This window comes from Actinomycetospora lemnae, from assembly GCF_028737315.1.
Lineage (GTDB): Bacteria > Actinomycetota > Actinomycetes > Mycobacteriales > Pseudonocardiaceae > Actinomycetospora > Actinomycetospora lemnae.
In genome coordinates, this window is the sequence record NZ_JAQZAO010000002.1 from 489,094 (window position 1) to 502,969 (window position 13,876).

At 75.0% G+C, this 13,876-nt stretch carries 12 protein-coding genes; 3 read left to right on the forward strand and 9 right to left on the reverse strand.

Features of this window, described 5'->3' with window-relative positions:
- Positions 1-44 precede the first annotated feature (44 nt).
- Positions 45-5,741: an ATP-binding protein gene (locus PGB27_RS06015; RefSeq protein WP_274199428.1), complete on the forward strand. Its 5,697-nt coding sequence runs from the start codon at positions 45-47 to the stop codon at positions 5,739-5,741.
- Here PGB27_RS06015 and PGB27_RS06020 read toward each other — a convergent pair.
- Both PGB27_RS06020 and PGB27_RS06025 read right to left on the reverse strand, forming a co-directional pair.
- Positions 5,654-5,890: a hypothetical protein gene (locus PGB27_RS06020; RefSeq protein ID WP_274199429.1), complete on the reverse strand. Its 237-nt coding sequence runs from the start codon at positions 5,888-5,890 to the stop codon at positions 5,654-5,656. The two genes, PGB27_RS06015 and PGB27_RS06020, sit on opposite strands and share 88 nt — an antisense overlap.
- 86 nt (positions 5,891-5,976) lie before the next feature.
- A complete protein-coding gene (locus tag PGB27_RS06025; RefSeq protein ID WP_274199430.1) occupies positions 5,977-6,243 on the reverse strand; it encodes a hypothetical protein in 267 nt (88 codons plus the stop codon).
- A 240-nt stretch (positions 6,244-6,483) separates the two neighbouring features.
- Here PGB27_RS06025 and PGB27_RS06030 point away from each other — a divergent pair, with 240 nt between their 5' ends.
- On the forward strand, positions 6,484-7,383 hold the full coding sequence (locus PGB27_RS06030; protein ID WP_274199431.1) for an enoyl-CoA hydratase-related protein: 900 nt from the start codon (positions 6,484-6,486) through the stop codon (positions 7,381-7,383).
- A 120-nt stretch (positions 7,384-7,503) separates the two neighbouring features.
- Positions 7,504-8,298 (forward strand): alpha/beta fold hydrolase, encoded by a 795-nt coding sequence (locus PGB27_RS06035; protein WP_274199432.1) that lies wholly within the window; start codon positions 7,504-7,506, stop codon positions 8,296-8,298.
- Positions 8,299-8,354: 56 nt separating this feature from the next.
- On the opposite strand, the gene PGB27_RS06040 is transcribed toward PGB27_RS06035, so the two are convergent.
- From PGB27_RS06040 to PGB27_RS06070, 7 genes are all read right to left on the reverse strand, one after another.
- On the reverse strand, positions 8,355-9,011 hold the full coding sequence (locus PGB27_RS06040) for a winged helix-turn-helix transcriptional regulator (RefSeq protein WP_274199433.1): 657 nt from the start codon (positions 9,009-9,011) through the stop codon (positions 8,355-8,357).
- Between the two features lie 154 nt (positions 9,012-9,165).
- Entirely contained in the window at positions 9,166-9,567 is a 402-nt protein-coding gene (locus PGB27_RS06045) for a VOC family protein (protein ID WP_274199434.1), read from the reverse strand.
- A gap of 46 nt (positions 9,568-9,613) precedes the next feature.
- The gene (locus PGB27_RS06050; protein WP_274199435.1) at positions 9,614-10,402 is read right to left on the reverse strand and encodes an enoyl-CoA hydratase; all 789 of its coding nucleotides are present in this window, start codon (positions 10,400-10,402) and stop codon (positions 9,614-9,616) included.
- Between the two features lie 111 nt (positions 10,403-10,513).
- On the reverse strand, positions 10,514-11,266 hold the full coding sequence (locus PGB27_RS06055) for a DUF4383 domain-containing protein (protein ID WP_274199436.1): 753 nt from the start codon (positions 11,264-11,266) through the stop codon (positions 10,514-10,516).
- Positions 11,263-11,568 carry a hypothetical protein gene (locus PGB27_RS06060; RefSeq protein WP_274199437.1) on the reverse strand — a complete coding sequence of 102 codons (306 nt, stop codon included), beginning with the start codon at positions 11,566-11,568 and terminating at the stop codon, positions 11,263-11,265. The genes PGB27_RS06055 and PGB27_RS06060 overlap by 4 nt, the downstream gene beginning before the upstream one ends.
- A gap of 91 nt (positions 11,569-11,659) precedes the next feature.
- On the reverse strand, positions 11,660-12,460 hold the full coding sequence (locus tag PGB27_RS06065; protein ID WP_274199438.1) for a histidine phosphatase family protein: 801 nt from the start codon (positions 12,458-12,460) through the stop codon (positions 11,660-11,662).
- A 19-nt stretch (positions 12,461-12,479) separates the two neighbouring features.
- On the reverse strand, positions 12,480-13,811 hold the full coding sequence (locus PGB27_RS06070; RefSeq protein WP_408630014.1) for an alpha-hydroxy-acid oxidizing protein: 1,332 nt from the start codon (positions 13,809-13,811) through the stop codon (positions 12,480-12,482).
- Between the last annotated feature and the right edge of the window lie 65 nt (positions 13,812-13,876).

The following is a 13,876-nucleotide window of genomic DNA, read 5'->3' on the forward strand; positions in this document are numbered from 1 at the left end:
GCGAGGACTCGCGCGACCCCTCGTCGCCGTTAGGGTCGGCGACCGTGAGCGTGCCCCCTCGTCCGTTCCAGCGTCTCGCGATCGTCAACCGTGGCGAACCCGCCATGCGCCTGATCAACGCCGTCCGGGAGTGGAACGCCGAGCACGAGGGCGCGCTCCCCCCGATCCGCACCATCGCCGTGCACACGGCGGTCGACCGCCACGCGATGGCCGTGCGCGAGGCCGACGAGGCGGTGCTCATCGGCCCCGACGACCCCGAGGACATGGGGCCGGTCCCCTACCTCGACCTCGCCGAGCTCGAACGGGCGCTCGTCGCCCGGCGCGTCGACGCGGTCTGGCCGGGCTGGGGGTTCGTCTCGGAGCGCGCCGAGTTCGCGGCCCTGTGCGAGCGGCTGGGCGTCACGTTCGTCGGGCCGGGCTCGGAGACGATGCGCCGGCTCGGCGACAAGATCGAGTCCAAGCGCATCGCGGAGAGCGTCGGCGTGCCGATGGCCCCGTGGAGCGGCGGGCCGGTCGCCGACGTCGAGGCCGCCCGCGCGGCCGCCGAGAAGATCGGCTTCCCGCTCATGGTCAAGGCGACCGCGGGCGGCGGCGGGCGGGGCATCCGGTTCGTGGCGCGCGCCGAGGACCTCGACGACGCCTTCTCCCGCGCCTCGGCCGAGGGCGAGCGGACCGCCGGCGACGGCACCGTGTTCCTCGAGGGCGCCGTGCGCGGCGGGCGCCACGTCGAGGTGCAGGTCGTCGCGGACGGCCACGGCGGGGTGGTGACGCTCGGGGTCCGCGACTGCAGCGTCCAGCGCCGCAACCAGAAGGTCATCGAGGAGTCCGCCTCGACCGCGCTCGACGTCGAGCAGGACCGGCTGCTGCGCCGCAGCGCCGCCGACCTCGCCCGCGCGGCCGACTACGTCAACGCGGGCACCGTGGAGTTCCTCTACGACCCGCGGAACGAGGTCCTCTCGTTCATGGAGGTCAACACCCGGCTGCAGGTCGAGCACCCGGTGACCGAGGCGGTCACCGGCGTGGACGTCGTCAAGCTCCAGCTGCACGTGGCCATGGGCGGCGCGCTGGCCGACGTCCTGGGCGACGTCGACCCCATCGAGCCGCCGGCCTCGGGCCACGCCATCGAGGCGCGCCTGACCGCCGAGGACCCGGAGCGCGGTTTCGCGCCCGCGCCCGGCGCGATCCGCCACCTCGTGCTGCCCGCGGGGCCGGGCATCCGCGTCGACACCGGCGTGGCCGCCGGCGACGTCATCCCCCCGCAGTACGACTCGATGATCGCCAAGGTGATCGCCTGGGGCCGCGACCGCGACGAGGCCCGCGCGCGGCTCGCCCGGGCGATCCGCCAGACCGCCGTGGTCGTCGAGGGCGGCACGACCAACAAGGCGTTCCTGCTCGACCTGCTCTCGCGCCCCGAGGTCCGAGAGGGCACCGCGGACACGACGTGGCTCGACACGATGATGGCCGAGGGCTACACGCCGCCGCGGCGGGTCGACGTCGCGCTGCTCGCGGCGGCGGTCGAGGCCCACGAGGCGCACGAGTTCCGCCAGCAGGGGCGGCTGTTCCTCTCCGCCGAGCGCGGACGGCCCGAGGTCGGCCACGAGGTGTGGCACCAGGTCGACGTCCGCGTCGTCGGCGAGTCCTACCGGCTGCGCGTGGCCCGGACGCGGCCGTCGCACTACCGCGTCGTGCTCGACGGCGACGGCGCCGGGGTGGACGTGGTCGTCGAGCGCTCCGGGCGCTTCGAACGTCGCCTCACCGTCGGCGGGCAGACCTTCGGCGTGCTCTCGGTGGCCCAGGGCCCGGACTACCTCGTCGAGGTCGACGGCGCCGTGCACCGCATCGCGGGCGGCGAGGCCGGGCTGGTGCGCGCGCCCGCACCGGCGATGGTGGTCTCGATCCCCGTCTCCCCCGGCGACACCGTGGCGGAGGGCGACACCGTCGCGGTCGTCGAGAGCATGAAGCTCGAGACGGCGCTGCGCGCGCCGGTCGCGGGCCGGGTCGCCGAGGTGCTGGTCGACGCCAACACCCAGGTCGAGGGCGGCACACGCCTGGTCCGCCTCGAGCCCGACGCCGACGACCCCGCCGAGGCGGCGGGCGAGAGCCGGATCAGCCTGGCCGCCCTCGCCCCGCCCCGGCCCGAGGACGAGCAGGCCGACGCCCGCACCCGCGCCCGCGACGTCCTCGCGGCCCTGCGCGCACTCGTCCTGGGCTACGACGTCGACGAGCGCGAGGCCCGGCCCCTGCTCGACGCGCTCGACCGGGCCCGCGAGGAGCTCCCGGCCGACGACCCGGACCTGCTCTCCGACGAGATCGGCATCCTGCGGATCGTCGCCGACCTCTCCGCGCTCTCCCGGAACCGCCGCCTCGAGGCCGGGCCCGGCGAGCTCGACGACACCGCCGTCGACGAGGAGTCCACGCGCAACCCGCAGGAGTACTTCCACGCCTACCTGCGCTCGCGGGACCCCGACGCGGAGGTGCTCCCCGAGTCCTTCCGGCTGCGCCTGCGCCGCGCGCTCGCGCACTACGGCGTCCCGGACCTCACCGCGGCGCCGGAGCTGCTCGGCCCCGCGCTCTACCGCATGTTCCTCGCCCACCGCCGCGCCGGCGCGCACCTGCCCGTCGTCGCGGCGCTGCTCGGTGCGCGGCTGCGTCGCCCCGAGTCGGTGGGGCAGGACCGTGCCGGGGGTGGTGAGGCCTACCGCGCCGAGCTCGACCACCTCGTGGCCGCGACGCAGGTGCGCCACCCGCAGATCGGCGACCTCGCGCGCCAGGTGCGGTTCCGCTGCTTCGACGCCCCGCTCATCGAGCGCGAGCGCGAGCAGACCCAGGAGCGGGTGCGGGCCGAGCTCGACGCCCTGTCCGACGACCCCGCGACCCGGTCGGCGCAGATCGACGACATCGTCGCGTCCGGGGAGCCGATCCTCGGCGTCTTCGGCGACCGCCACCACGCGGCGATGCTCGAGGTGATGACCCGGCGCTACTACGGGCTCATCCGCGACCTCGGCGACGTCCGCGTCGAGGAGCACGACGGCCGCCCGCTGCTCATCGCCCGCTACACCCACGACGGCGCCTCGTACGTCGTGCTGGCGACCGTCGCCACCGTCGACGAGTCCGAGGGCGCCACCGCGCCGGCGACGGTCTCGACCGACCTCCACCAGCTGATCGAGGCCCTGCCGGCCGGCGACACCGTCCTCGTCGACCTCTACGTGACCTCCCCGCGCGGCCCCGAGTCACCGGACGGCCCCGACGAGCGTGCGGCGCGGATCCGCGACTCGATCGGCACCGTCCCGGGTGCGGTCGGGCGCGTGACCGTCGGCATCCGCGGCACGGTGCGCGAGGGCGCCCAGGGCGGGGCGGCGACGAGCTGGTTCACCTTCCGCGGCGACGACGAGGGCGCCCCGACCGATGGGTCGAGCTCCGCTGCGCTCCGTCTCCCGGTCGAGGACCGCACCCTCCGCGGCCTGCACCCCATGGTCGCCGAGCGGCTCGGGCTGTGGCGGCTGCGGGACTTCGAGCTCACGCGGCTGCCGTCGGCCACCGACGTGCACCTGTTCCACGCCCGGGGCCGCCACGTCCCCGAGGACCAGCGGCTCATCGTCACCGGCGACGTCCGCGACCTCACGGTGCTGCGCGACGACGACGGCTCGATCCGCGCGCTGCCCCAGGTCGAGGCCGTCCTCGACGCGGCGCTCGACAGCCTGCGCTCGGCGCGCGCCGCCGACGCCGACCTCGCGGGCCTGCGCTGGAACCGCGTGCTGCTCTACGTCTGGCCGGTCGTCGAGGTGCCGCTGGCCGAGCTCGACGGCATCGTGCGCACGCTCGCGCCCCGCACCGAGTCGCTGGGGATCGAGCAGGTCATGGTGCGGTTCCGGACCCCGGAGCGCGAGCTGGTCCTGCGCATGAGCCGTCCGCCGGGCGCCGGGCTCACGCTGCGGGTCACCGACCCGCCGAGCCACCCGATGGGCGAGCTCGACGCCTACACGCAGAAGGTCATCAAGGCGGCCCGGCGCGGCGCGCTCTACCCCTACGAGCTGATCCCGCTCATGACGCGCAGCCCCGACCCCGACGGCGAGCCGGGCACGTTCAGCGAGTACGACCTCGACCCGGACACGCTGGCGCCGGTCCCCGTCGACCGGCCCTACGGTGCCAACACGGCGAACTTCGTGCTCGGCATCGTGTCGACGCCGACCCGTCGCCAGCCCGAGGGCCTCACGCGCATCGTGCTGCTCGGCGACCCGACCCGCGCGCTCGGGGCGATCGCCGAGCCCGAGTGCCGCCGGGTGCTCGCCGCCATCGACCTCGCGCGCGAGCACGGTGTGCCGATCGAGTGGTACGCGGTGTCGGCCGGCGCGAAGATCGCCATGGACTCCGGGACGGAGAACATGGACTGGATCTCCCGGGTGCTGCGGGCGATCATCGACTTCACGCAGGACGGCGGCGAGATCAACGTCGTCGTCACCGGCATCAACGTCGGCGCCCAGCCCTACTGGAACGCCGAGGCGACGATGCTCATGCACACCCGCGGCGTGCTGATCATGACGCCGGACTCGGCGATGGTGCTCACCGGCAAGCAGTCGCTGGACTACTCCGGCGGCGTCTCCGCCGAGGACAACTACGGCATCGGCGGCTACGACCGGATCATGGGCCCGAACGGCGAGGCGCAGTACTGGGCGCCCGACCTCTCGGGCGCCGTCGACGTCCTGCTCGCGCACTACGCGCACACCTACGTCGTGCCCGGCGAGCGCTTCCCCCGCCAGGCCGTGACCGACGACCCGGTCGAGCGCGACGTGCGCAGCGCGCCCCACCACGGCGACGGCTTCACCCGGCTCGGCGAGATCTTCGACCCGGCCGTCAACGCCGAGCGCAAGAAGCCCTTCGACATCCGCTCCCTCATGGGCGGCGTCGCCGACACCGACCACCCCACCCTCGAGCGCTGGGCGGACATGCAGGCCGCCGAGTCGGTGGTCGTGCTCGACGCCCACCTCGGCGGCCACCCCGTCGAGCTCATCGGCATCGAGTCCAAGCCGCTCCCCCGGCGCGGGCCGCCCCCGGTCGACGGCCCGGCGCAGTGGACGGCGGGCACGCTCTTCCCGCGCTCGTCGAAGAAGACCGCGCGGGCCATCAACGCCGCGAGCGGCAACCGGCCGGTGGTGGTGCTCGCCAACCTGTCGGGCTTCGACGGCTCCCCCGAGTCGCTGCGCGGCCTGCAGCTGGAGTACGGCGCCGAGATCGGCCGGGCGGTGGTCAACTTCGACGGGCCGATCGTCTTCTGCGTCGTCTCCCGCTACCACGGCGGCGCCTTCGTCGTGTTCTCCGGGACGCTCAACGACGAGATGGAGATCGCCGCGGTCGAGGGCTCCTACGCCTCGGTGATCGGCGGGGCGCCGGCCGCGGCGGTCGTCTTCTCGGGTGAGGTCGCCAAGCGCACGGCCGCCGACCCGCGCGTCGCCGACCTCGAGAGCCGCATCAGCGAGGGCCTCGAGCGCGGCGAGGACGTTGCCGAGCTGCGCGCGGAGCTCGCGGACGTCCGGCCGGTCGTGCGCTCGGAGAAGCTCGGCGAGGTGGCCGACGAGTTCGACACCAAGCACTCGGTGGCCCGGGCGCAGGAGATGGGCTCGGTGCACGCGATCGTCGAGCCCGAGCGGCTGCGGCCCTACCTCGTGGACGCGGTGCGGCGCGGGATGGAGCGCACGCTGGCGCGGGTGTCCGGCTCGTCGGCGTCCTCGGGCGTCTCGTCCTGACCCTGCTCGGCCTCGTCCTGCTGCGCGCGCGGCGCGGGCAGGGCTGCGGTCAGGGACAGGTCGAGCTGGTCGTCCCCGGCGTGCTGGGGACGCCGGTAGTGGCTCATCACCCAGCCCGACTCGCGCGGGTGCCCATGGACGAACGACATGGCTCCAGGAAAGCACGCCGGACCGACAGGTGTCGGCTCAGCGAGGGGCCGGCTCGGGGCGGGGGTCGGCTCGGGGCCGGCGTCGCTCAGCGGACGACGAACCCCAGCCCGCGGCTGACGGCGCAGTCGCGGGCGCAGGCCAGGACGCGGGCGACGTCGGGGTCGGCGGCCCGGTCGCCGGCCTCGACCACGACGGTGAGCGCCGCGGCCGTGCCCGTCGCCGCCCCGCCGATGACGCCGTGGAGCCGGCAGCTCAGCGTGGCCGCCGACGAGCCCGCGGGGAGGTCGACGACGACCTCGAGCGGGTCCGAGCTCTCGGCGGGGATCGGCGGGTCGGGCGTCATGGTCGTCACGGGTCCTCCTCGGGCGCCGGTGCGCCGGGTGGGAACGGGTGACCTCGCCGTCGACCCGGACTCACGACCTTCCTACCCGGTCGGGACGGTGTCCACGCTCAGCGACACCCGAGACCGGCTCGTTGTGGACCGGTGGGCCGTCCGGCGCAACCGCCGTCAGGGAGCGGTCAGGGTTGACCGTTTGCGCCCGGGACCGGGAGGGTGCGGACGACACCAGCTCCAGCGACGAGGAGGTCGGGCGTGCCGGACGACGGGGCCTACACGGAGATCGAGTACTCGGTCACCGACGGGATCGCCACGATCGTGCTCGACCGGCCGGACCGGATGAACGCGTTCACCGGCCGCATGTGCGACGAGCTGGTGGCCGCGTGCGACGCGATCGACGCCGACGACGCGGTGCGCGCGCTCGTCGTCACCGGGCGGGGCCGGGCGTTCTGCGCGGGCGCCGACCTCGGCGAGGGCGGCAGCACGTTCGACGACCGCGGCCGGGACCCGTCCGAGACGAAGGCGGCGCGCTACGGCGAGGTCGGCGGCGTCGGGCGCGACCGCGGCGGCGTGGTGGCGCTGCGCTTCGCGGCGCTGCAGGTCCCGGTGATCGGCGCGATCAACGGCGCGGCCGTGGGCGTCGGGGCCACGATGACCCTGCCGATGGACGTGCGCCTCGCGGGCGCGTCGGCCCGCTTCGGCTTCGTCTTCGCCCGCCGCGGGATCGTGCCGGAGGCGGCCTCGAGCTGGTTCCTGCCGCGGGTGGTGGGCATCTCGCGGGCCATGGAGTGGGCGATGACCGGCCGGGTGTTCGACGCCGCCGAGGCCCTCGAGGGCCGGCTGGTCGCGCGCGTCGTGCCCGACGAGGCGCTGCTCGACACCGCGTACGGCCTCGCGCGGGAGGTCGCCGAGAACACCTCGTCGGTGTCGGTCGCCGTCACCCGGCACATGATGTGGTCGATGCTCTCGGCCGCCTCGCCGTGGGAGGCGCACGCCCTGGACTCGCGGGCGATCGTCGAGCTCGGCCGCGACGCCGACGCCGCCGAGGGCGTCACGGCGTTCCTCGAGAAGCGGGCGCCCCGGTTCCCGCTGCGGCGCACGCGCGACCACACCGACCTCGTGCCGGAGTGGCCCGCCCGGCCCCACGAGGGGTAGCTCCCCCGCCACTGCGGTGCCGGTACCTCGCCACGGCGGCGACCGTCTGCTACACCGGGCCGGACCACGGGCGCGGGCCGGACCGAGGCACGGGTGCCCGGCATCGAGATCGGGGGACCCATGCCCCAGGAGACGGTCACGTCGAAGGACGGCACGCCGATCGCCTACGGGCGCAGCGGTGAGGGACCACCCCTCGTCCTGGTGCACGGGACGTCGGCCGACCGCAGCCGGTGGGCACCCGTGCTCCCGGCCCTCGAGGAGCGATGCACCGTCTACGCCGTCGATCGTCGCGGTCGCGGCGGCAGCGGCGACGCCGACGACTACGCCCTCGAGCGGGAGGTCGAGGACGTGGCCGCCGTGGTGGACGCGATCGGTGAGCCGGTGACCCTGCTCGGCCACTCGCACGGTGGGTTGTGCGCCCTCGAGGCCGCCCTGCTCAGCCACGGCGTCCGTGCGTTGGTGCTCTACGAGCCCGCCGCTGACATGGTGGGCGCGGCGTCGCGCCCGTCCGACGTCGTCGAGCGGCTGGAAGCGCTGCTGCAGGCGGGCGACCGGGACGAGGTGGTCGCGACCATGGCGCGCGAGGTCGCGCACGTGCCGCCGGAGGCCGTGACGGCCATGCGGTCCCAGCCCGCCTTCCGCGCCCGGGTCGCGACCGCACACACCATCCCGCGGGAACTGCGCGCGGTCCGGTCCTACCGGTTCGATCCGGAGCGTTTCCGGGACCTCGCGGTACCGACACTGCTGCTGAGCGGCGGCGAGAGCCCCGCCGAGTTCCGGGCGGCCGTCGACGCCGTGGACGCAGCGCTGCCGGACTCCCGCGTCGTGATCATGCCCGGGCAGGCGCACGTCGCCATGGACACCGGGACCGACCTCTTCACCTCCGAGGTCGTCCGCTTTCTCGAGCGCCTGTGACGGCCTCCCGGCTCCGTCAGGCGGGCAGGGGCTCCGTCAGGCGGGCAGGGGCTCCGTCAGGCGGGCAGGCGCTCCGGCAGGTGCACGGCGTCGACGAGCGCCTGGAGCGCCGCGGGGTCGCCGGCGAGCTCGAGCGCGCCGTCGGCCTGCATCGTCTCCACCGACAGGTCCTGGTAGACGACGCCGGCGAGGACGGTCGGCGAGCAGCGCACCGTCACGTCGGCGCCGGACACCTCGCCCCGCTCGATGTCGAGGACGCCGTGCGCGAGGCGGGTGCGGAAGGGCTGGTCGTCGAGCACGAGCTGCAGCGTGACGTCGGCGTCGGCCGCGCGGGCCGGGTCGAACATCGTGCGCAGCGAGAGGACGAACGAGTCGACCTTGATGCTGTCGGATTCCGGGAGCGAGCGCGCGGCCCAGCGGCCGAGGGCCTGGAGCACGGGCTCGAGCTCCTGGCCCCACTCGGTGAGCTCGTAGACGGCGGACGCGGCGGGCGGGGGCAGGCGGCGCCGGCGCAGCACGCCCGCGTCCTCGAGCTCGCGCAGGCGCTGGGAGAGGACGTTGGGGCTGGCGTGCGGCAGGCCCGCCCGCAGGTCGGTGAACCGCTTGGGCCCGAGCACCAGCTCGCGCACCACCAGCAGCGCCCACCGCTCCCCGACGAGGTCGAGCGCGTGGGCGGCGCCGCAGCCGTCGAAGTAGTCCCGCCGTGCAGCCATAGCCGCACCCTACCACCGGATACTTCTACCGACCTGTCGAGTTGTTCTCTAGGACCAGACCTCCGCGGTCAACCACCCCGTGCTCCTGGTGATCAACGGGGACTTCGCGCGCGTAGAAGCAGCGAACAGCGCGTTCGCTGCGGGCGACGCCGGCTCAGGTGCCGGGCGCGATGAAGAACTCGAGGGCGATGTTGTCGGGGTCGCGGAAGGAGATGCCCGAGCCGTAGTGCGCCTTCTTGATGCCGCCGTGCTCGATGCCCAGCTCGTCGAGCTTGTCGCGCCACTGCTCGAGCTCGGCGGTGCCCGGGAGACCGAAGCTGATGTGGTCCAGCCCGGTGCGGCGCTCGTCGGCGCGGTCCTTCGACTCCTTGCCCATGTGCGTGTGCAGCCCGAAGAGCGTGCCGCCGTCGAGGGCGTACACCACGTGGCGGAACTCCCCGCCCTCCTCGTCCTCCACGAGCACCGGCTCGGCACCGAGGAGGCGGTTGTACCACTCGGTGCTGCGATCCAGGTCGGAGACGGTGATCGCGACGTGCTGCAGGCCGGGGAAGGCCATGGCGGGGCTCCTTTGCCTCGGGGGGTCGGGCGGGTGCGGGGGCGCGCTACTCGTGGTGCTGCCAGTGCGGGGCCCGCTTGGCGAGGAAGGCGGACATGCCCTCCTGCGCGTCGCAGGTCATCGCGTTCGTCGCCATCGTCTCCTGCATCTGCTCGTAGGCCGCGTCCTCGGGCAGGTCGACCTGGCGGTAGAACGCCTCCTTGCCGATGCGCAGGGTGACGGCGCTGGCGTCGGCGACCTTGGCCGCGAGCTCGCGCACCGCCCCGTCGAGGGCGTCGGGTGCGACGACCTGGTTGACCAGGCCCCAGTCGGCGGCGGTGGCGGCGTCGATCGTCTCGCCGGTGAGCAGCAGCTGCATCGCGCGCTTACGCCCGATCGCGCGCGTCACGGCGACCATCGGCGTGGAGCAGAACAGGCCGATCTTCACGCCGGGCGTGCCGAAGACGGCGACGTCGGCGGCGACGGCGAGGTCGCAGGCGGCGACGAGCTGGCACCCCGCGGCGACCGCGACCCCCTGGACCGCGGCGATCACGGGCTGGGGCACCGCGTGCAGGGTGGTCATGAGCTCGGTGCAGACCGCGAAGACCTCGCGCTCCTCGTCGAGGGTCCGGTCGACCATCTCGGACAGGTCGTGGCCGGCGGAGAACGCGGGTCCCTCGGCGCGCAGGACGATCGCGCGCACCCCGTCGCGGGCGGACGCGTCGCGCAGCGCGGCGGTCAGCTCGGTCATCGTCGCCACCGACAGGGCGTTGCGGCGCTTCGGGTTGTCGAGGGTGAGTACCGCGGTCGACCCCTCGACCTCGACGCGGACGGCGGCGGGCGCACTCACGGTCATGCGTCCACGTCTATCAGTCGCACGACGGCGGGGCCAGGGGCCGGACGGCCAGGTCGGGTCGAGGTCGGGCGACCAGGTCGGGCGACCAGGTCGGGCGACCAGGTCGGGTGATCACGCCATGGTCGTGCCCCGCTGGTCGGACCGGTGCTCGAGCCGGTGGTCGGACGGCTCGTCGGACCGGTCGAACCCCATCCAGATCGCGCGGCGCTCCTCGTGGGTCCGCGCGCCCTCGGCCGCGGCCAGGCGCCGGCGCTGGTCCTCGTCGGCCGCGCCCTGGACGAGCGCGCGCTCGGCCGCCGCCATGGCCGCGTCGGCGTCGGCCTCGGCGGGTGACGACGGGCGCGGCTGGCGGTGGGAGTCCTCGGGCGCCTCGGCGGCGTCGCCGTGGTCCTGCGGGTCGTCGGGACGCCGCTGCTGCTTGTACGGGTTGTCGCTCGGCAGCTTCGCCGAGAGCCGCCCGTACGCACCGGTGAACAGCAGCACCAGGCCCGCGCCGATCGAGAAGAAGACGTTGGGCAGGCGGAAGGCCAGCAGGTTGTACGGCGTGCCGATGAGCCAGAGGTTGACGAACGCCGAGACCAGGAACAGCGTCCCGACCACGATCATCACGGTCGACGACAGCCGCCCGCCGCGGATCGCGGCCGCGACGAGCACGACCGCGGTGACGATCGAGATCGTCGACAGCGCGCCGTTGGTGGACAGCCCGGCGATCGGGGCGCCCTGGGTGTCGAAGAAGGATAGGCCGCCGACGAAGCCGAGGACGCCGAACACCGCGATGACGGCGGCGACGACCATTGCGCCGACGCGGTGCACCCACACGACCTGGTGGTTCGCCTGCATCGGACCCGAGCCGCCACCGCTCATGACCGCTCGTCCCGCTCGTCCCGCTCGGCCTCGCGGCGGGCCTCGGCGCCGGTCTCGCCGGCGTAGCCGAGGTCGCGGCCGGCGGCCCGGCCGACGAACGTGTCGGTCTCGCCGGTGCCGGTGACCGAGCCCTGGTCGCCGCGGTTCTCGGGGTGGGCGCCGCCGGTGACGCGCGACGCCGCCGTCCGCGGGTCGTGGCCCGCGTCCGACTCGTCGCCGTCGGACGAGCGGGAGGGGCCGACGGGACCGCTCTCCCCGGTCAGGCGCGCCCGCAGGCGGGCGAGGGTCTCGGCGAGGGACATGGAGGGGGCTCCCCGATCTGGACAGCGTTGGCCCAGGGGAATCGGCGGGGTCCGGGGGCCCGAAACGTCACGACCCGGCGACGGGTCCGTGTCACCAGCGGTGGGTGGCCCGCTCCCCCGCCTCCAGGTAGGACGCGTCGAGCCACGGCGGCAGCTCGGCGGGCACGTCGACCTCGGCGCTCTCACCACGGAACGTGACGAGCGCGCGCCGGCCGTCGTGGAGGACCTCGACGTGCTCGAGGTTGCGCGGCTCGCCCGGGTCGTGCCCGAGCGCGGCGGCCGCGAAGCCGCGCAGCAGCGCCGAGTGGGAGGACACCAGCGTGGTCCCGTCCCCGAGGGCGCGGATCCCGGCCCACGCCCGGTAGGCGATCACCTGGGGCGGCTCGAAGTGGAGGCTGACGAGGTCCATCCAGCGGTCGATCGGGCCACCGAGGCGCGAGCCGGCGCCGTAGTCGGTGTCGAAGCGGTCGTAGGCGCGGACCCAGTCCGGTACGCCGGCCCCGTTCTCCTCGAACCGCAGCCGGTGGGCGGCCACCCCGGACGACTCCCGGGCTGCGCCGTCGTGGAGGAACTGGAGGCTGTCGAACCGCGCGTCGGGGCGCAGGTCGCCGAGGTCGAGGTCGTCGCGGCGGGCGGCGAGCACTGCCCGGAGCGTCCGCGCGGTCGCGGTGGCCCGGGCCGTGGGCGCGTGGACCATCGCGATCGCGGCGCCGTCGGGCAGGTCCGCGGCGAGCTCGGCGGCCTTCGCGCGGCACTGCTCCTCGCCGTGCTCGGTGAGCCCGACGTCGTCGAAGTAGCCGTGGGTCTCGCCGTGGCGGATCAGCAGTACCCGCCCGTCGGGTCGAGCTCCCCGATCGGCGTGCTCCCCCTGATCGTCCGTCTCCCGAACCATGCCGACCACCCTGGCGTGATCAGCCCCGCGCCTGCACGGCGGGTTCCGCCGTGGCGAACGGGGCGAGCTCGAGGTCGGCGACGGTGCGCGCACCGGCGAGGGCGAGGGTGAGGTCCAGCTCGGCGAGGACGTCGCGGATCACCTGGGACACGCCCGCCGCCCCGGCCAGCGCGAGGCCGTAGACCCAGGGCCGGCCCAGGCACACCGCGGTGGCGCCGAGGGCGAGCGCGCGGGCGACGTCGGACCCGCTGCGGATGCCGGAGTCCAGCAGTACCGGTGCCCGCCCGTCGACCGCCTCGGCGACCCCGGGCAGGGCGTCGAGCGCCGCGACGCCGCCGTCGACCTGGCGCCCGCCGTGGTTGCTGACGAGCACGCCGTCGACGCCGTGGTCCAGGGCGCGGCGCGCGTCGTCGGGGTGCAGGACGCCCTTGAGCACCACGGGCAGGCGCGTGCGCGAGCGCAGGGTGGCGATGTCGTCCCAGGAGAGCGTCGGCCGGGAGTACACGCGCAGGAACGTCTCGACCGCGGCGCGCGGCAGCGGCGAGCGCAGGTTGTCGAGGAACGCGCCGGGGTGGTGGCGGCTGATCTCGAGCAGCGTGCGCACGGCCGCCGGCGTGGGCGTCGGCGACGGGCGCCGCGTCGATGGTCCGGCTCCGCTGCGCTTCGCGTCCGAGGCCCTGTCCGCGGTCTCCTGCGTGAGGCGGGCGAAGACGGGGTCGGACGTGTACTGCGCGATGCCCAGGCCGCGGGCGAACGGCAGGTGCCCGAGGTCGAGGTCACGCGGGCGCCACCCGAGCGTCGTCGTGTCCAGGGTGACGACGACCGCGCCGGCACCGGCCGCCTCGGCGCGGGCCAGGAAGCTGTCGACGAGGTCGTCGGAGGTCGACCAGTAGAGCTGGGACCACCAGCCCGCCGTCGCCCGCGGCGCGATCTCCTCGGACGGGTGGCCGGCCTGGTTGGACACGATCATCGTCACGCCCGCGTGGGCGGCGCCCTCGGCGACGGCGAGGTCGGCGCGGCGGTGCACGAGGTCGCAGGCGCCGATCGGGGCGAGCAGCAGGGGGTGCTCGTGGCGGTGGCCGAAGATCTCGACCGAGGTGTCGCGCTCCCCCACCCCGCGCAGCATCCGCGGCACGATGCGGTGGCGCTCGAAGGCCGCCCGATTGGCGCGGACGGTCTCCTCGCTGCCGGCGCCGCCGGCGACGTAGGCGTGGGCGCGCCGCGACATCACCCGGCGCGCCCGCCGCTCCAGCGCCGGGAACGCGGTCGGCACCACCGGCCGCCGCCCCGTGATCCCGCCCCGGTAGACCTCGTCCTGCCGCACGCGTCCGCTCGGTGTCACGGGGTGCATCCTGGCCCGTGGCCGTCGTTCCGGCCTCGGGGACCGGCCTTGCCGGGGGCGTCGGGAGCTCCGCA